The sequence below is a fragment of the Xylophilus rhododendri genome, assembly GCF_009906855.1.
GTDB lineage: Bacteria > Pseudomonadota > Gammaproteobacteria > Burkholderiales > Burkholderiaceae_C > Xylophilus > Xylophilus rhododendri.
In genome coordinates, this window is the sequence record NZ_CP047650.1 from 1,175,967 (window position 1) to 1,192,670 (window position 16,704).

Annotated in this window: 16 protein-coding genes; 4 read left to right on the plus strand and 12 right to left on the minus strand. The window is 69.8% G+C overall.

What is annotated here, in order from left to right; translation table 11 throughout:
* Positions 1 to 35: 35 nt before the first annotated feature.
* Positions 36 to 515, minus strand: a complete 480-nt coding sequence (locus GT347_RS05190; protein WP_326830384.1) for a TetR/AcrR family transcriptional regulator — start codon at positions 513 to 515, stop codon at positions 36 to 38.
* Between the two features lie 519 nt (positions 516 to 1,034).
* Here GT347_RS05190 and GT347_RS05195 point away from each other — a divergent pair.
* A complete protein-coding gene (locus GT347_RS05195) occupies positions 1,035 to 1,427 on the plus strand; it encodes a VOC family protein (protein ID WP_160550949.1) in 393 nt (130 codons plus the stop codon).
* Between the two features lie 6 nt (positions 1,428 to 1,433).
* Here GT347_RS05195 and GT347_RS05200 read toward each other — a convergent pair whose 3' ends face one another.
* Entirely contained in the window at positions 1,434 to 2,180 is a 747-nt protein-coding gene (locus tag GT347_RS05200; protein WP_160550950.1) for an SDR family NAD(P)-dependent oxidoreductase, read from the minus strand.
* Positions 2,181 to 2,311: 131 nt separating this feature from the next.
* On the opposite strand from GT347_RS05200, the gene GT347_RS05205 reads away from it, so the two are divergent.
* Entirely contained in the window at positions 2,312 to 2,974 is a 663-nt protein-coding gene (locus GT347_RS05205; protein ID WP_160550951.1) for a TetR/AcrR family transcriptional regulator, read from the plus strand.
* Here GT347_RS05205 and GT347_RS05210 read toward each other — a convergent pair.
* Together GT347_RS05210 and GT347_RS05215 are read right to left on the minus strand one after the other, a co-directional pair.
* The gene (locus tag GT347_RS05210; protein WP_160550952.1) at positions 2,964 to 3,605 is read right to left on the minus strand and encodes a carboxymuconolactone decarboxylase family protein; all 642 of its coding nucleotides are present in this window, start codon (positions 3,603 to 3,605) and stop codon (positions 2,964 to 2,966) included. The two genes, GT347_RS05205 and GT347_RS05210, sit on opposite strands and share 11 nt — an antisense overlap.
* A 112-nt stretch (positions 3,606 to 3,717) precedes the next feature.
* Entirely contained in the window at positions 3,718 to 4,206 is a 489-nt protein-coding gene (locus GT347_RS05215; RefSeq protein ID WP_160550953.1) for a (R)-mandelonitrile lyase, read from the minus strand.
* 160 nt (positions 4,207 to 4,366) lie between these two features.
* On the opposite strand from GT347_RS05215, the gene GT347_RS05220 reads away from it, so the two are divergent.
* A complete protein-coding gene (locus tag GT347_RS05220) occupies positions 4,367 to 5,260 on the plus strand; it encodes a LysR family transcriptional regulator (protein WP_160550954.1) in 894 nt (297 codons plus the stop codon).
* A 14-nt stretch (positions 5,261 to 5,274) separates the two neighbouring features.
* On the opposite strand, the gene GT347_RS05225 is transcribed toward GT347_RS05220, so the two are convergent.
* On the minus strand, positions 5,275 to 6,033 hold the full coding sequence (locus tag GT347_RS05225; protein WP_160550955.1) for a glucose 1-dehydrogenase: 759 nt from the start codon (positions 6,031 to 6,033) through the stop codon (positions 5,275 to 5,277).
* A 226-nt stretch (positions 6,034 to 6,259) separates the two neighbouring features.
* Between GT347_RS05225 and GT347_RS05230 the strand changes: the two genes are divergently transcribed.
* Positions 6,260 to 8,482 (plus strand): 3-hydroxybutyrate oligomer hydrolase family protein, encoded by a 2,223-nt coding sequence (locus GT347_RS05230; RefSeq protein ID WP_160550956.1) that lies wholly within the window; start codon positions 6,260 to 6,262, stop codon positions 8,480 to 8,482.
* 38 nt (positions 8,483 to 8,520) lie between these two features.
* On the opposite strand, the gene GT347_RS05235 is transcribed toward GT347_RS05230, so the two are convergent.
* From GT347_RS05235 to GT347_RS05265, 7 genes are all read right to left on the minus strand, one after another.
* Entirely contained in the window at positions 8,521 to 10,065 is a 1,545-nt protein-coding gene (locus GT347_RS05235; protein ID WP_160550957.1) for a GMC family oxidoreductase, read from the minus strand.
* Positions 10,062 to 11,387: an alpha/beta hydrolase gene (locus GT347_RS05240; protein ID WP_160550958.1), complete on the minus strand. Its 1,326-nt coding sequence runs from the start codon at positions 11,385 to 11,387 to the stop codon at positions 10,062 to 10,064. The genes GT347_RS05235 and GT347_RS05240 overlap by 4 nt, the downstream gene beginning before the upstream one ends.
* A 194-nt stretch (positions 11,388 to 11,581) precedes the next feature.
* A complete protein-coding gene (locus GT347_RS05245) occupies positions 11,582 to 11,950 on the minus strand; it encodes a response regulator (RefSeq protein WP_160550959.1) in 369 nt (122 codons plus the stop codon).
* 25 nt (positions 11,951 to 11,975) lie between these two features.
* Positions 11,976 to 12,956: a chemotaxis protein CheX gene (locus tag GT347_RS05250; RefSeq protein ID WP_160550960.1), complete on the minus strand. Its 981-nt coding sequence runs from the start codon at positions 12,954 to 12,956 to the stop codon at positions 11,976 to 11,978.
* Between the two features lie 30 nt (positions 12,957 to 12,986).
* Positions 12,987 to 13,538, minus strand: coding sequence for a hypothetical protein (locus tag GT347_RS05255; protein WP_160550961.1), 552 nt, complete (start codon positions 13,536 to 13,538; stop codon positions 12,987 to 12,989).
* On the minus strand, positions 13,535 to 14,269 hold the full coding sequence (locus GT347_RS05260) for a methyl-accepting chemotaxis protein (protein WP_160550962.1): 735 nt from the start codon (positions 14,267 to 14,269) through the stop codon (positions 13,535 to 13,537). Before GT347_RS05260 ends, GT347_RS05255 begins: the two co-directional genes overlap by 4 nt.
* Positions 14,266 to 16,617, minus strand: a complete 2,352-nt coding sequence (locus GT347_RS05265; RefSeq protein ID WP_160550963.1) for an ATP-binding protein — start codon at positions 16,615 to 16,617, stop codon at positions 14,266 to 14,268. The genes GT347_RS05260 and GT347_RS05265 overlap by 4 nt, the downstream gene beginning before the upstream one ends.
* Positions 16,618 to 16,704 lie beyond the last annotated feature (87 nt).

Here is a 16,704-nt window from a genome sequence, read left to right on the forward strand (position 1 = left end):
GGCAAAAAAAGGGGACCTCGGGTGTGGCGCCTGCCTCAGGCCGCGCGGGACAGCTGGGCCAGCGACGGTCCGATGATGGTCTTGAAGATGGCCGGATCGCCGTACGCCCGCGCGGCCAGCATGGCCCCGTGCACGGTGGCCATCAGCGCCATGGCTTCGGCCTCGGGCGTGCCGCGCAGCTGGAACACACCGGCCGACGCGCCCTGCTCCAGCACGGTCGCCAGCCAGGCCGTCAGGTCCAGGAAATGGCCGCGCACCTCGTCGGCGACCACGGACGGGATGGCCGGCATCTCGGCGGCCAGCATGGCGCACACGCACAGCGAGGCGGTGCCGTCGCGGATGCAGGCCTCCCAATAGCCGGTGTAGGCCTGCAGCCGTTCGCCAGGGCCGGCGATGACACGCTCCATCGCCGCCATGCCGTCGCGCGCCTGCTGGCGATAGCGCCGCACCACGGTCTGGACCAGGTCGGCCTTGCTGGGGAAATGGTGGTGGATCGTGGGTTTGCTGATCTGCACCGACGCCGCGATGTCGGCATAACTGAAGCCGTTGTAGCCCCCGAGACCAGCAGCGCCTGGGCGCAGCTGACGATTTCGGCGGCTCGCGGTGAGAGGTCAAGATCCATGGCCGCAAGTCTACCAACTAGTCGGTTTACGTCAAGAAAAATCCAGACGGGGTGTGCCGGTCCGGACTCGCCTGGGTTTTTGCCCGCTAGAATCGCGCCCGCAGCCGCCGCAAGGTGCATTGCCGTAAGCGTTACCGTCATCCAACGCGTCCGTTTTCGAGAGGAGCCCAGCGGGGCAGTTCTCGATGATCCACGACGCCGTTTCGATGATCGCAAGTTATGCTGTTCCGGGCTCACGCCTGCCTGGAACTCCGGCCCTGCCGGGCCACCCACCTTCCGCTTTTGCTCAGCCGCCACACGGCGGCTGCCGCATGCCCGCCAGGGCGCGGAAAGTCGGGCAGCGCATGCCTCTGGTCTGGTTCGCGGCGTCACGGCACTCCCGCCATTTCGCACCCTCAACCTGATCCGAATCATGAAAACCCAATGCACCGGCACACTCAACCACCTGAGCCTGCCCACCACCAACCCTGCGGCCACCGCCGCCTTCTTCCAGCAGCACTTCGGCTGCGAGATCGTCGCCGTCGGCCAGAGCATCCTGCTCCAGCGCGACGGCTTCGACATCGTGCTCGACCATGTGCAAGAGCCTGCGTCCTGGCCATCGAATTTTCATTTCGGCTTCGAAATGGCCACCCTGCTCGAAGTCCAGGATCTGTACGAGACATTCCGGCAGGCAGGCGTGAAGATGGAGACGGAGGTCTTCAACAACACGCGGGGCTCGCGTTTCTTCTGCCGCACGCCAGAAGGCGTGCTGATCGAGGTGAACACGCGCGAAGACAAGGAAGGCGGCTGGCGCCAGCTGTTCTAGCCCGCCTCAGCGCGCGAGGAATGCCCCGTCCACGGGGTAATAGGTCCCGGTCATGAAGGAGGCGCGGTCCGACAGCAGGAAGCTGGTCAGCGCCGCGACCTCCTCCGGCCGGGCTAGGCGCTTGAAGGCATGCATGTCCGCCAGCACCGAGCGCTCCTGCTCGGTCATGGTCTTGCCAAGCGCCGGCGTATCGACGAAGGCCGGGCCGACCGCGTTGACCCGGATGGCCTGGCCCGCATAGTCGAGCGCCGCCGTCTTGGTCATGCCGAGCACCGCATGCTTGGAGGTGACATAGGCGGCCGACCCCGCCCAGCCCACCGCGCCCAGGATGGACGCCATGTTGACGATGGCCCCGCCGCCGGACGCCAGCATGGCCGGGATCTGGTACTTCATGCCGTAGAAGACGCCGTGCAGGTCGACACCGAGCACGCGGTGCCAGTCCTCCACCGCGATATCGGCCAGCGGCGTGGAAGGCGCGCCGATGCCGGCGTTGTTCACCGCCAGGTGCAGGCCGCCGAACTTCGCCACCGCGAAATCCACGCAGGCCTTCACCGCCGCCGCATCGCTCACATCGGCCTTGAAGGCCAGGGCCCGGTCGGCGCCGTAGCCGTCCGCCAGGCGTTTGGCGCCCGCCTCGTCGAAGTCGGCGATCACGACCTTGGCCCCCTCGGCCAGCAGGTCCTTCACCACGGCTTCGCCGATACCCGATGCCCCACCCGTGACCATGGCCACGCGGTTTTCAAATAACGCCATTTCGACTGCTCCTTGATTGACACTCGGCTGCGCCACGATGCCGGATCCACGCAAGCCCGATCGACGATAAGTATCCGGTACCGTATATTTTAAATTTCAATCGCGGATCGACTTGTAAGAAAGGTCATGGCATGGCGGACGAGACGCTGCAGGATCAGAAAGGCCGGCCCACCGGCCGCCCCTCGGTGGAGGCGGCGGGCCAGCTGGAGGAGCAGTTGATGGACGCGGCCCTGGCCGTCTTCATCCGCTGCGGCTATGCCGGCACCAGCATGGAGGCCATCGCACGCGAGGCGGGCGTCACCAAACGCACGCTGTATCGGCGGGCGGTGAGCAAGCCGGCGCTGTTCGTGGAGGTGGTCGAACGCCTGGCGCTGAAGACCGGCGTGCCGCGGCTCAACCGGATCGCGGGCGCGACCCTGGAGCAAAAGCTCCGCAAGGCGAGCGACATCATGCTGGACTGGGTGCTGGACCCGAACGCGCTGGCGCTCTACCGCATGGTCGTCGCCGATGCGGCCCACCATCCCGGCCTGGCCGCCACGGTCGATGGTCCCTTCCAGCGGGCCACCGACGCCATCGCGGCCCTGCTGGCGCAGGACGGCGACCGGCCGGCCGAGACGGTGCGGCTGGGCGCGGGCATGTTCCTGCGCCTGGTGATTTCCGAACCGCTGGACCGCGCGGCCCAGGGCATCGAGGCCGCCGGCAGCACGCGCCAAAAACGCGCCCGGGCGCACACGGCCGTCGACTTCTTCCTGGCCGGCTGGCGGGCCTGGCGCGAGACCGCTGCTAGGTCGTAGCAAGGCGCGCCAGCGCCGCATCCAGGCGCCCGGCCGCATCCGGATAACCGTTCGAGCCCAGCCCCTGGCCGAACTGCTGGAGCTGGCCGGTGGTGAGCCCCACGTTGAGGCAGATGCGCACATGGGACAGCAGCTGCGACTCCACCCCCTGCAGGGCGGCCAGGGCCGCCACCGTCACCAGCTCGCGGGTGCGCCAGTCCAGGTTGTCGCGCGCGAAGATGTCGCCGAAGAGATGGATCTTCAGGAACTGGTCGATGGCCGGCGCGAACTCGAAGAGCGGCCCGCGCACCGGCGCGCCCGCCAGCTTCGTCTGGTTGGCCGTGCCCACCGCCAGCAGCTGCGCGCCGGTCGGCACCGGCCCGGCCAGCGCGCCGGGCGCGTCCGTGATGCCGCGCTGGCGCCGCGCCTCCACCACCTTCATCAGCTCGCCCAGGGCGTTGAGGCTGCGGGGGAAACCGGCGTACGCATACAGCTGCACGATGGCCTCCTTGAGAGGCTCGACGCCCAGGCCGGCATCGAGCCCCGCTTCGAGCGCGCCGGGCAGGCGGGCGACATCGCCGATGGCGGTGGCGGCGGCGACCGGCCCCATCGCCAGCTGCAGGGGGGTCAGGGCTTCGGAAGCATTCGGCATCGGTGGGTTCCTCGTGGCTGGTTCAGGGGCGGGCTGCGCAGGCGCTTGCGCTGCCTGCAGGCCGGACGCGGCCAGCAGGCCGATCACGCCCCGGCGGGCGATGGGCCGGGCTTCAGCGGGCGTGGTACTGCTCATCGCTCACCTTCTCCATCCACTCGACGTTCTTGCCGTCCGGCGCCATGCCGGTCACGGCCAGATGGGTCATGGCGGTGGCCGGCGCGGCGCCGTGCCAGTGCTTGACGCCGGGCGGGCACCAGACCACATCGCCGGGGCGGATCTCCTGGATGGGCTTGCCCCATTCCTGCGTCAGCCCGACGCCGGCGGTCACCGCCAGGTACTGGCCGCGCGGATGGGTGTGCCAGGCCGAGCGCGCACCCGGCTCGAAGGTGACCAGGCCGCCGGAAGCGTTGATGTCGCTGTTGGCCGCGTAGACCGGGTCGACACGCACGCGCCCGGTGAAGTTGGCTTCGGGCCCGGCCAGCGAGGCCGTGCTGCCGGCGCGGGAGATCTTCTGGCCCGGCAGCGCCGAGCCGGATTCGCCGATGGCCGAATGCGCGGCGACGGCGCAGGTCAGGCCACCGAGCAGGCGGGTGAAAAGCATGGGGTTTCCTGTGAGGTGGAAGGCAACAGTCCACTCTAGGCAGGAAGGCGATTCAGCACTAGCCCGCTACAGTGGCATGAACCTATGGCCCTGGCTCATCAATCCATCCGCCCTGCCCGCCCCAGAATGGCCGGCCCCGCCCACCCTGCCCGCCCCTTGCATGAACCGTGAATCCATCGCCGACCTGCTGGCCTTCATCGCCGTGGCGCGCGAGCGCAGCTTCACCCGGGCCGCCGCCCGCATGGGCGTGTCGCAGTCGGCCTTGAGCCACACCATCCGCGCGCTGGAAACCCGCATGGGCGTGCGCCTGCTCACCCGCACCACCCGCAGCGTGCTGCCGACCGAGGCCGGCGAACGCCTGCTGGAAACAGTGGCCCCGCGCCTGGAGGAAATCGACGCCGAACTCGCCGCCGTCAGCGAGATGGGCTCGCGCATCGGCGGCACCATCCGCATCACCGCCATCGACCTGGCGGTGGACGGCCTGATCTGGCCGCGACTGGCGCCGCTGCTGGCGGCCCATCCCGAGCTGCGGGTGGAGATCAGCACTGACTACCGCATGGTCGACATCGTCGCCGAGCGTTTCGACATCGGCATCCGCTGGGGCGACCAGGTCGCCAAGGACATGATCGCGGTGCGCATCGCACCCGACATGCGCCAGACCATCGTCGCCACGCCCGCCTACCTGCAGGCCAACGGCGTGCCGCAGTCGCCGCAGGACCTGGCACGGCACAGCTGCATCACCCTGCGCCTGGCCAGCAGCGGCGGCCTCTACGCCTGGGAACTGAAGCAGGGCGAGCGCGAGATGCAGGTGCGCGTGGAGGGCCAGGCCGTCTTCAACGGCGCCTACCAGATGCTCCACGCCGCCCTGTCGGGCACCGGCCTGGCCTTTCTGCCGCAGGACCTGACCGAACCCCATCTGCAGGCCGGGCGCCTGCAGTCGGTGCTGGCCGACTGGTGCCCGGTGTTCCCCGGCCTGCATGCCTACTACCCCAGCCGGCGGCAGTCCTCCAAGGCGCTGGCGCTGGTGATCGACGCCATCCGCCTGCGCGGCTGAGGCCGCGGCCGCGCTCACTGGGCGACGAAACCGCCGTCCACCGGCAGCGCCACGCCCAGCACCATGCTGGCGGCCGGGCTGCACAGCCACAGCACGGCGGCGGCCACTTCCTCCGGGCGGCCCAGGCGGCCTATGGGCTGGAGCTTGAGGAATTCCCGCATCGCCGCCGGGTCGATCTCCTCGCCCATCGGCGTGTCGATGCAGCCCGGGCAGACCGCGTTGACGCGGATGCCGGTGGCCGCCACGTCCAGCGCCGCGGCCTTGGTCAGGCCGATCACGCCGTGCTTGCTGGCATGGTAGGCGGCGCGGCCGGCCAGGCCCACCAACCCGCCCAGGGAAGAGCAGTTGACGATGGCGCCGCTGCCCTGGCGCTTCATCTGCAGCAGCTCGTGTTTCATGAAGGTCCAGACGCCGCGCAGGTTCACCGCCTGGGTGGCGTCGTAGCCCTCGGCCGTCTCCTGCGACATCTCGCACATCGGGCCGAGGATGCCGGCGTTGTTGTAGGCCATGTCGAGCCGGCCGAACTCGGCCACGGTGCGTGCCACCGTCGCCTGGGCCGCGGCCTCGTCGGAGACATCGCAGGCGATGCCGATCGCGCGATGGCCTTCGCCGCGCAAGGCGGCCGCTGCCGCTTCGATCCGGGCCGCGTCGCGGTCGACGAGGGTGACGGCTGCGCCGGAACGCGCGAAGGCCTGCGCGGCGGCCAGGCCCAGGCCGCCGGCGGCGCCGGTGACCAGCGCAACCTGGCCGGTGAAGTCATAGGAGGGGTTCATGGATCGGTACTCGGGACACAAGCCGCCATGCTAGGAAGTAGCCCGCCCCGGATAAAGACGCCTCCGCGGCATGCGCCCATGAGCCGGGCTCATGGGTGAACGATGTCGCGTGCTTTCAGCAGACAGCGCATCGAAGCCGCACACGTGGCGTTAACGCTAGTGCGCCAACCCGCGTTTGCGGCTTTGATAGGGCGCCCCCGGCCCCCTGTCAAAAACGGAGACAACGATGCGGACACTTCCTGCGGCCCCTGCCCTGTTCCCACCACCACCGGGTTCGACCCGCGCGGCCACCGGGGCGCTCGCCGCCCTGCTGCTGTCGGCCTGCGGAGGCGGCGGCCACTCGGCCGCCGCGCCCAACACCATTCCCGCCAACACCACGCAGATCGGCGTCACCGTCTATTCGGCCAGCGCGCGGGCCGCCGGCACCAGCGCCGACACCCAGGACCTGCTGACCGGCGGCCTGGGCCGCACCGGCCTGGCGGCCGCCACCCCGCCCGCCTACGCCAGTGCCACCGCGCCCACCGCCTTCGAGCTGCGGCGCAACGCCATCTACAGCAATTACCGCGGCCTGGTCGACGTGACCGCGGCCGGCGGCTTCGGCACCTTCTACGGCCCCAACGTGGATACCGGCGGCACCGCCACCGCCAGCGAGGGCCTGATTCCGGGCCGCGAATACCTGGCCGTGCTGGACGACGGCACCGGCCGCAAGCGGGTGCCGGTGGCCGTGCAGATCCCGGACAGCTTCAACACCGCCGCGCCCTGCCTGGTGCTCGGGCCGTCTTCGGGCTCGCGCGGGCTCTACGGCGCCATCGGCACCTCGGCGGAATGGGGCCTGAAGCACGGCTGCGCCGTCGCCCTGACCGATGCCGGCAAGGGCATCGGCCTGTACGACCTGACGGACGACAGCGTGAACCGCATCGACGGCACACGCGCCAGCCGCGCCGCCGCCGGCAGCCTGTCGCATTTCGCCGCCGACATCACCGATGCCGCGCGCGCCGCCTACAACGCGCTGCTGCCCAACCGCCTGGCCCTGAAACAGGTGCATTCGCAGCTCAACCCCGAGAAGGACTGGGGCAGCGACACCCTGGCCGCCGCCCGCTACGCCTTCTATGCACTCAACGACCGTTTCGGCAACGGCAGCAACACGCTGATCTTCGACCCCAGCAACACCCTGGTGATCGCCGGCTCGGTCTCCAACGGCGGCGCCGCCGTGCTGCGCGCGGCCGAGCTGGACACGGCCGGCCTGATCGACGGCGTGGTGGCCGGCGAGCCGGTCACCGAGATGCCCACCTCCAGCGGCTACGGCATCAGCGTCGGCGGCGTGCCGGTGGCCAATGTCGGCAAGACGCTCGCCGACTTCACCACCTTCGGCAACCTCTACCAGCCCTGCGCCGCCCTGGCCGCGCCGGCCGCCATGAGCGAGACATCGGTCTTCAACTACCTGGCCTTCTCCTCGCAGACCGCCCGCGCCACGGCACGCTGCGCCGGCCTGGCGGCCAAGGGCCTGGTCGCCGGGGCCGACACCGCCGCGCAGGCGCTGGACGCCCTCAACAAGCTGCGCAACTACGGCTGGACGCCCGACAGCGACCAGCTGCACAACGCCCACTACGGCCTGGGCAACGGGCCCATCCTGTCGGCGATGTACCCGCTGAGCTACGGCCGCTTCTCGGTGCTGGACCAGGTGTGCAACACCAGCTTCGCCCAGGTCGACACCACCGGCAGCCCGGTGCGCGCCAACGCCGCCACGCTGGCCCAGAGCTTCGCCCTGGCCAACGGCACGGCCAACGGCACGCCGGCCTCGGTGGTCTACAACGACTCGGTGGGCGGTGCCCGGGTGTGGAACCTGGCGACATCGGTCTCGACCGGTACGCAGGATTTCGGGCTGGACAACGCGCTCTGCCAGCGCGCCCTGGTCACCGGCGTGGACGAGACCGGCGCGCCGCTGACGGCCACCGCCACTTCGACCCGGCCCACCCTGGCCCAGAGCGCCGCCGTGCGCGCCGGCATGGCCGAGGTGACGGTCACCGGCCGGCTGCGCGCCACGCCCACCCTCATCGTGGCGGGCCGGAACGACACGCTGGTCCCGCTCAACAACAACGCCCGCGCCTACACCGCCTTCAACAAGACCCTGGAGACCACGGCCAGCCAACTCGGCTACATCGAGGTGACCAACGCCCAGCACTTCGACGGCTTCCTGTCGCTGAGCGGCTTCGACACCCGCTTCGTGCCGCTGCACGTGTATTTCCTGCGGGCCATGGACGCGATGTACGCCAGGCTGCGCAGCGGCACCGCCCTGCCGCCCAGCCAGGTGGTGCGCGCCACGCCACGCGGCGGCTCGCCCGGCGCGGCGCCCGCGCTGACGGCGGCCAACCTGCCGCCGATCAGCGCCGCGCCCTTGGCGGCCGACCAGATCGGGTTCAGCGGCACATCGCTGGCCGTGCCGCAGTAGCGCGCAGGACCCGCGGCTGGCGGGCAGCTGACAAGGCCTCAGCCGGCCAGGAAACGATCCGCCGTGCGCAGCGACAGCGCCATGATGGTCAGCGCCGGGTTGGCGGCCATGGCGCTCGGAAACACCGAGTTGTCGCAGAGCCAGAGATTGCCGATGTCGAAGCTGCGGCCATCCGCATCGACCACGGCGCTGCCGCCGTCGGTCCCCATGCGGCAGGTGCCGATGGTGTGGGCGGTGCGCGGCAGCACCAGGGTCTGGCTGGCGCCGGCGGCCTCGACGATCTGCCGCATCACCCTCGTCGCATGCCGGTCGATAGCCTGTTCGTTGGCGCCGGCAGTGAAGCTGACGACCGCCTTGGGCATGCCGAAGTCATCGCATTCGGCGGACAGCTCCAGCCGGTTGCCGTCCGATGGCAGGCATTCGGCGTTGATGCCCACGCCGGACATGAAACGATAGCCCTCGATGGCCTCCACCAGCGGCCGGCCCCACAGCCCGGCGCCGCGGGCGATCGTGGTCGCCAGGGTGACGGGCATCACCCCCAGGCTCTGGATCAGGTAGCCGCCCGCGAAGTCGGCATCCCGGGGCCGCAGCTGGTCCTCGGTCAGCAGCGAGGACGGATAGCCCCGGTGCGAGCGCATCTCGGCATCGAAGCGGCCCCAGACCTGGGTGGCGCCATGGGCCATGAAGTTGCGGCCGACCTGGCCACTGCTGTTGGCCAGGCCCGTGTGCAGCAAGAGGCGTGGTGTCTCGATGCCGCCCGCGCAGAGAAACAGCGCGGCGCAGCGCTGCCGGTGCTCCACGCCGCGATGGCGGTAGACGACGGCATTGACCCGGCCGGCGGCGTCGCGTTCGATGGCGTGGACCCGGCATTCGGCGCGGATCTCGGCGCCGTGCGACACCGCCAGCGGCAGGTAGGTCGTGTCCATGCTGGCCTTGGCGGCATTGCGGCAGCCCTGGTGGCAGGAGCCGCAGTTGGCGCAGGCCTGGCGCAGGCCGCCACCTTCCTGCTGCCAGTCCTGGGAGACCAGCGCCGCCGGTGCGTCCGCGGTGGTGATGCCGAGTGCTGCGCAGCCGCGCGCCATCATGTCCGCCGAGGCATTGCGGCGAGCAGGGGGCAAGGGGTATCGGCGTGCGGGGTCCCAGGGGTAAAGGGCCGGCCCGGAGACACCGAGGAAACGCTCCACCTGTTCGATGTAGCCGGTGAGTTCGGCATGGGCGATCGGCCAGTCCTGCCCCAGCCCGCTCAAGGAGCGCAGCGTCAGGTCGCGTGGATCGGGCCGTGGTGTGAAGGCGCCCCAGTGCAGGGTCGATCCGCCCACGCCGATGCCGCTGTTGTTCGGGCCGAAGGCGGTGGGGGTGTCGCCGCCGCTCAGGCGTTCTTCCATCCAGTTGATGTCGGTGCCCTCGGTCTCGTCGGGCGTGTGCTGGTCCGGCTCCCAATGACGCCCGGCTTCCAGGGCCACCACCCGCAGGCCGCGCGCGGCCAGCCGGGCGAGCAGCGGCGCGCCGCCGGCACCGGTGCCGATCACGACCGCATCGACGATCTCGCTTTCGCCATAACGGCGCATGGCGTCGAGCTTCATCGCGGCATCTCCGCCAGCGCTTCCCAGGGCTCACGTTCGCCCGCGGCGAGCAGCTCGAACCCCTGTTTTCGGACACCGTCACCGCCGTTGGCGAAGCCGTCGAAACCCATGCGGGCCATGGTCGCCGGGTGCGCCACCCAGATGCGCACCAGGTCGGCGCGCAGGTCCTCGAACCAGTGCTGCATCTGCTGCGCGGACAGGGTCGCGAGGCCGAACCCGCCGCTTTCCAGCTGGCTCAGCCTGGCTTGCCGCTCGGGTTCGGGCAGATCGCCAAAGCCGTCCAGGCCGTCCAGGGCCAGGGCATAGGCCGTTCGATCCGGCGGCATGTCCGCGAAACGCCATCCGTCGCCCTGGCCGGTGGCGAGTTGGGCATCGATGCGGGCCGCCAGGTCGATCGCGGGAGCGGTCTGCGGAAGCACGCGGTCGGCCAGCGCCCGCAAGGTCTTCAGCTGCGCTGGCGACAGCACGCCGGGCAGGTAGTCGGGATCGTCGGCGATGGCGCGGGTCGCCAGCGCGGCACGCATGCGCCGGCTGACACGGGCGGAGCCGACGAGGCGCACGAACTCCTCCGGCATGGCCGGCGAGATCCCCGCGCGCTGGTGCCAGAAGCGTCCGATGTGCCGGGCCACCTCGCGCGGCCGCTCCAGGTGCAGCAGGTGAGCGGCATTGTTTTCCACCACGATGCTGGCGCGCGGATAGACAAGCGCATTGGTCGCGTGTTGCCCCGCTTCGCCCAGTTCGCCGTCGGCGCTGCCGACGATGATCAGCGCCGGCAGCTTCAGCGTGCCGACGTCGATCGACCAGTCCTCCCGGCTGCCGCGCTCCAGCCAGGCCAGCCAGGCCTGCCGCGAGCTGCGTTCGAGGTCGTCGATGGTCAGGCGCTGTGCCACCGGGTCGAGCGGGGCGGCGACATTCGCAGCCACGAAGGCCTGGGCGGCGGCGGCGTCCAGCGGTCCACCGGCCGCCCAGCCGATCATCTCGCGGCGCTTGTCCTCGTCCATCGGCTCCGGCGAGGGCGGCGAGCCAGCCAGCAGCACCACGCCCGCCAGCCCGAACAGGCCGGGCTCGCCGGCCAGGGCCCGGGCGGCGACGATGGAGGCGATCTTGCCGCCCATGCTGTGGCCCACGAGGAGCCAGCGTGCCGCGGCGCGTTGCCTGACGATGGCCGCCACCTGGTCGGCCATGTCGGCCACGCCCAGGTCGGTGGCGTCCCGGGCCTCGCCGAAACCCGGCAGGTCGATGGGCGCGGCTTCGAATTCGGCGTCGAGGGCGGCGATCACGCCGTCCCAGGCGCGTGCGCTGCCGCCCAGGCCGTGGAGCATGAACAGGACGGGCCTGTCGCCCGTGTTCGATCGAGGAAGCTGGCGCGGGGATAAAAAGGTGTCAGGGCAATTCGTCATCGTGGCTGCGGTCCTTGGGCAGCCCCGATGATCGGAGCCGCGAACGACCTTCAGCCATGGGCATACCTGCCATCAGGCAGTAGGCCAAGCGCCTGCCCGATGCCGGACGCGCCCTCTCAGGCCCCGACCAGCTTCTTGAACGAGCCCAGCACCGCCGCGCCGTTGAAGGGCTTGACGATCCAGCCCTTGATGCCGGCCGCCTTGCCGCGCTCCTTCATGGCGGGCGAGTTCTCGGTGGTCAGCATCACGATGTTGACCGCGGCATTGCCCAGCTCGCCGCGCACCTTCTCGGCCATGGTCAGGCCGTCCATATTGGGCATGTTCACGTCGCAGACCACCAGCTTCACGGCGGGATCGGCCTTGAGCTTGGCCAGGCCGTCGCGGCCGTCCACCGCGTAGGAAACGCTCAGGCCGTTGTTCTGCAGGAAAGTGCCGACTTCGTTACGGACGGTGCTGGAGTCGTCGACGACAAGGATCTGGGCCATTTTTTTGAAAAAGACAGTGAGGGGTTCAGAAGAGTTCGAGATCGCCGCAAGCCACCAGGCTCTCGGCGGTGAGGTCGTTTTCGCGGAAGGCGTCGGGCGACCAGTTCAGGCTGAAGACGAAACGCAGGTAGACCACCACCGGCGCGAAGGCCGCGTCGTCCGGCGCATGCAGGGTGCAGCGCAGGCACAGCTGCGGATCGGTCGAGCCGAAGGAGATGTAGCGGTGCAGGTGGTTGATGACGATGGGCACCTGCGAGCGCGCGGCCTGCAGCGCCTGCTGCTGTTCGTAGCGGTTCTTGAAGGCGCCCCAGATCAGGTTGGTCAGCTCGCCGAGCAGGCCGTTGAGGCCGCGGAAATCGTCGGCGTCGGCGGCGGCGAGGTAGGTGCGGTCGGTGCGCACCAGGCGCTCCAGGGCGGCCTCCTCGGTCTGCAGGGTCATGAAGCCGCGGCACCAGTCGCTCTCGATCGGGATCAGCGAAAACACCTCGCCGAAGATCAGGCGGTCGCGCACGATGTAGGGCGGGTCGATCTCCAGCCGCATGCCCTTGAACTGGCTGGCGAAGGCATTACGCGCGATCTCGGCGATGCCGCGCACCAGCGCGCCGGGATAGGCCAGCGTGAAGATGGACTGCTGCACCGCCGGCACCAGGGTGTGCAGGGTTTCCAGGGTGTAGAGGGCGGCGAAGCAGGCGCGCTCGCCGGCCGGCATTTCGTCGGCCGAAGCCTGGCTTTCGGTGCGCAGGAAGAGGGGCAGCTCGGGGCGCAGCGCGTGGATGCGCTGGCCCAAAGTGCGGCCGGCGTGGGCGTCCTCGCCCATCTTCTCGGGCAGGAAGATGGCGCCCAGGTCGATGTTGGAGGCCAGCACCGACAGGATGTTCTCGGCCAGCACCTTGTGGGCCTGCAGCTGGTTGAGCTGGCAGAAGGCGCCGATGGCCTCGCGGTGGGCGGGGCTGGGTTCCAGCACCAGCACCTTGCTGGTGAGGGTGTTCGGGGTGTCGCTCGACATGCTTGGAATGAAGGGAAGGAAAGCGGGGGTTCAGAAGAATTCGAGTTCGCCGGCGACTTCCGGCTGCGCCTCGGGCCACCAGTCGAAATCCATCTCGCGGCGGGCATCGGCGCAGAGCGTGGCCAGCACCCGGGTGCCGCCCAGCTCCACCCGGAAATGCCGCAGGTGCTGGTGCGCCAGCCCCTGCACATAGCCAGCGCTGCGGCTGTCGATGATGTGCGGGGTGGACATGCCGGTCTGCTGGTAGAAGCGGCCGATCTCGCGGTTGACGGTGCCGCAGCACATATTGGCGCTCTCGCAGACCGAGTCGCGCAGGGCCTGCTCGGACTCGTCGCCCGGCGTCAGGCGGCCGACCTGCTCCAGGTAGTCGCGGGTGGCGCGGTCGCGCGGCAGGTACATGGCGATCACCAGGCGGAAGGTGTGCGAGGCCAGCATCAGCACCACCATGTAGGCGCCGGCCGGCGGCACCAGGCTGTCGACCGGCTCGACCTGCACCGTGGCGCCGGGCGGCGCGGGCAAGGCGTTCTGCAGGCCCAGGGACACCATGCGGTCCAGGCTGTCGCGGGCTGAGGTGCTGATCATGCGGTCTCGGCCGGTGCCGCCAGCAATTCCATGCTCTTGCGGTTGGTCAGCTCCAGGCCGCGCACCGCGCCGATGATCATGCGGCCGCTGGCCTGCATGTCCTGGAAGGTGGCGGTGGTGATCAGGTCGTTCTGGTAGAGGGCGCTGCGGTAGTCGGCCGACAGCGCCTCGGCGCGCGCCGACAGCTCGCGCATCTCGGTGGCCACCACGCCGAAGCCGCGGCCCAGCGGGCCGGCATGCGCCGCCTCGATCGAGGCGTTGAGGCCCACGATCACCATCTGCCGCACGATCTGCGCGAAATCGTCGTTCTTGGAATGCATCTGGCGGTTGTGGTCCAGCAGCTGCTTCATGTCGGCATGCCAGCGGTCGAAGGTCATCTCCACGCCTTGCAGCTCTTCCAGCGAGGACGACAGCGTGCCGGCCTGGCGCAGGGCATTGCCGCGGCTGTTGCCCAGCTGGTCGAGCAGGGACTGGAGTTCCTCGAACTCGCTGCGCATGCGGGTCCAGCCGGCCTGCAGGTCCAGGCTGCGCTGCTGGGACAGCTCCAGTTCTGCCTGCATCCGGGTGTCCACCACCTCGGTCTCGGCGCGGACCTGCATCCGCGCCTGGTCGTCGGCCAGCGTCTGGGCGGCCTGCAGGGCCCGCGCCTGGCGCCGCTGGCGCAGCAGCAGGGGCAGCAGGATCAGCGCGCCGAGCAGCAGCCCGGCGCAGAACGGCAGGGCGGCCATCATGCCGCGACCGCCTTCAGCACACGGCTGCGGATGGCCGCCCGGGCGGGCAGCGTCACCAGCAAGGCGAAAGGCCGGCTGGCATCGCCCGGGCGGCCGTGCAGCGCAATGGCGATGCTGCCGCCGTCGGACTCCACGAAGCCGCGCACGGCATCCATGCCGACCCCGCGGCCGGAGACATCGGTGACCGAGGCGGCCGTGGAGAAACCGGCGGCGAAGATCAGCTCGGCGGCTTCCTCGTCGTTCACCGAAGCGGCGTCGGCGATCAGGCCGCGCTGCACCGCGCGTTCGCGGATGGCGGCCAGGTTCAGGCCCTTGCCGTCGTCCGACAGCGTCAGCAGCAGGCGTTCCGCGTCCAGTTCGGCATGCAGGCGGATGCTGCCGGCGGCAGGCTTGCCATGGGCGATGCGTTCCAGCGCGGCTTCGATGCCATGGTCCATCGAGTTGCGGAACATGTGCATGAAGGCATTACGCAGCGGGCCGGCGAACTGGGTGTGGATACGCAGGCCGTGGTCGTCGATGGCCAGCTGCGGCGGCTCCTTGCCCAGCTCGTGCGCCAGGGCGGGCAGCGAATCGGTCACGCCCTGCAGCAGCTGGGCCAGGCGTTCGGTGCCGGCGGCGCGCAGGGTCTCGCGCACCTCGTGCACCGCATCGCCCAGGGCCGGCTGGCCGGCGGCTTCGCCGCTGTCCAGGCGTTCCAGCATGGCCTGCACATCGTGGCGGGCGACCATCACGAACTTCTCGGCATCGCCGCGCCGGCCGGGGCCGGTGCGGCCCAGCTTCACCGCGTTGATCTGGGTGTATTCCTCCAGCACCGAGCGCACGGCGGCGATGTCCAGCAGCAGCTCCTCGGTGGACCACTGGGCCTGGCCGCTGCGCAGCGCGTCGTAATGCTGCTCGCTGTGATGCACCACGTCGGTCAGCTGGCGCAGGCCGTAGGTGCGGGCATTGCCCTTGATGGTGTGCATGTTGCGGAACAGCAGCTTGACCGTGTCGCCGCGCTCGTGCGCCTGGGCCCGGTGGGCATGGTCGATGGCGGCTTCGTTCTCGGCCAGGAAGCTGGTCGAGCCTTCGATGAAGGCATGGAACTTCTCGTGCTGCACCGCCAGGATCTCGCCGATGATTTCCAGCTCGCGCTTCTGCGCGCTGGCCGCGCGCGCCAGGGCCCGCAGCTCGGTCACGTCGCGCAGGCAGAGCATCAGGCGCTGGATGTTGCCGTGTTCGTCGGTGATCGGCGCCCAGCTCAGGTCCAGGATCTTGCGGCGGCCGTCGGCCATGGCCAGACTGACCTCGGCCGGCAGCAGGTGGGCGTTGAACTCGAAGTTCATCTCGTCCTCGCCGATGCAGGCCTGCAGCGCCGCCTCGATCTGCGAGAGCGCGTCGGCGCCCAGTTCGGTCTGCTCGAACACCAGGGTCATCACCGGGCGGCGGGCGATGTCTTCGGTCTCCAGGATGGCGCGCAGGTGGTCCGAATACTCGGGATGCACCAGGCCTTCGGCCTCCACCGTCAGGATGCCCTGCGGGATGTACTGCAGCATGGCGTGGATGTCGGCCGCCTTCTGCTTGACCAGGGCGGTGCTCTCCTCGATCTTCTCGACCATGGCGTTGAAGGCCAGCATGGAGCGGCCGATCTCGTCACGGCGCGTCACCGACAGGCGGTGGGTGAAGTCCTGGCTGGTGGCGATCTCGGTCATCTTGCCTTCCATCTCGGCGATGGGAAACACGATCTGGCGATACAGCAGCCAGCCGATCACGCCCAGGCCCAGCACGGCCAGCAGGCTGATCGCGGTGAGGGTGGCGCTGGTGCTGGTCAGGCGCTGGTTGAGGCTGGCGATGGCGGCATCCTTGCTGCGGCGCTTCTCCACCTGCACCGCCTCGATCATCTGGCCCTGCTCGCGCAGGTACTGCTCCACCGTCGCGCCCATGTTGGCCTCGGCCATCTCCTTCTGGCCGGCGAGCTTGAACTTGGCGGTGTCGTTGATCGAGTCGAAGTAGTTGCGCAGGCTTTCCTGGGCTTCCTTGATCAGGCCGCGCTGGGCATCGCTGTCGGCCTGCTGCAGCTGGTCGGCGAAGAGCTTCTGCAGCACCTCTTTCTTGCCGTTGAGTTCGCCGAGCAGCTGCTGGGTGGTGTCGGCATCGGGCGCCGCCACCAGGCCCAGGGCGGCGATCTGCACTTCCTGCAGCCGCACCATGAGTTCGGTGGACTTGAGGGTGCTCGGCACGACCTGTTCGGTGACCACCCGCACTTCGGCGGAGTTGCTGCGGGACTGGTAGACGGCGTAGCCGCCGATCAGGGCGAGGGCCCCGAAGACGAGGGCGATGAGCAGGATGATGCGCTGGCGGATATTCATGGCGGGACAATCGTGGAGCCGGGCGCCCGGGTGGGTCCGGGCGTGGCGCGATTGTTCAAGCCCAAAAAGTCGGCCTCATTACCGACT

Coding starts and splice junctions, on each gene's coding strand:
- GT347_RS05215 (WP_160550953.1), bottom strand. CDS start 4,206: ATGCTTTTCACCCGCCTGCTCGGTGGCCTGACCTGCGCCGTCGCCGCG.
- GT347_RS05230 (WP_160550956.1), top strand. CDS start 6,260: ATGCGGACACTTCCTGCGGCCCCTGCCCTGTTCCCACCACCACCGGGT.
- GT347_RS05210 (WP_160550952.1), bottom strand. CDS start 3,605: ATGCCGAATGCTTCCGAAGCCCTGACCCCCCTGCAGCTGGCGATGGGG.
- GT347_RS05225 (WP_160550955.1), bottom strand. CDS start 6,033: ATGAACCCCTCCTATGACTTCACCGGCCAGGTTGCGCTGGTCACCGGC.
- GT347_RS05245 (WP_160550959.1), bottom strand. CDS start 11,950: ATGGCCCAGATCCTTGTCGTCGACGACTCCAGCACCGTCCGTAACGAA.
- GT347_RS05220 (WP_160550954.1), top strand. CDS start 4,367: ATGAACCGTGAATCCATCGCCGACCTGCTGGCCTTCATCGCCGTGGCG.
- GT347_RS05250 (WP_160550960.1), bottom strand. CDS start 12,956: ATGTCGAGCGACACCCCGAACACCCTCACCAGCAAGGTGCTGGTGCTG.
- GT347_RS05205 (WP_160550951.1), top strand. CDS start 2,312: ATGGCGGACGAGACGCTGCAGGATCAGAAAGGCCGGCCCACCGGCCGC.
- GT347_RS05260 (WP_160550962.1), bottom strand. CDS start 14,269: ATGATGGCCGCCCTGCCGTTCTGCGCCGGGCTGCTGCTCGGCGCGCTG.
- GT347_RS05200 (WP_160550950.1), bottom strand. CDS start 2,180: ATGGCGTTATTTGAAAACCGCGTGGCCATGGTCACGGGTGGGGCATCG.
- GT347_RS05240 (WP_160550958.1), bottom strand. CDS start 11,387: ATGCTCCACGGCCTGGGCGGCAGCGCACGCGCCTGGGACGGCGTGATC.
- GT347_RS05255 (WP_160550961.1), bottom strand. CDS start 13,538: ATGATCAGCACCTCAGCCCGCGACAGCCTGGACCGCATGGTGTCCCTG.
- GT347_RS05265 (WP_160550963.1), bottom strand. CDS start 16,617: ATGAATATCCGCCAGCGCATCATCCTGCTCATCGCCCTCGTCTTCGGG.
- GT347_RS05235 (WP_160550957.1), bottom strand. CDS start 10,065: ATGAAGCTCGACGCCATGCGCCGTTATGGCGAAAGCGAGATCGTCGAT.
- GT347_RS05195 (WP_160550949.1), top strand. CDS start 1,035: ATGAAAACCCAATGCACCGGCACACTCAACCACCTGAGCCTGCCCACC.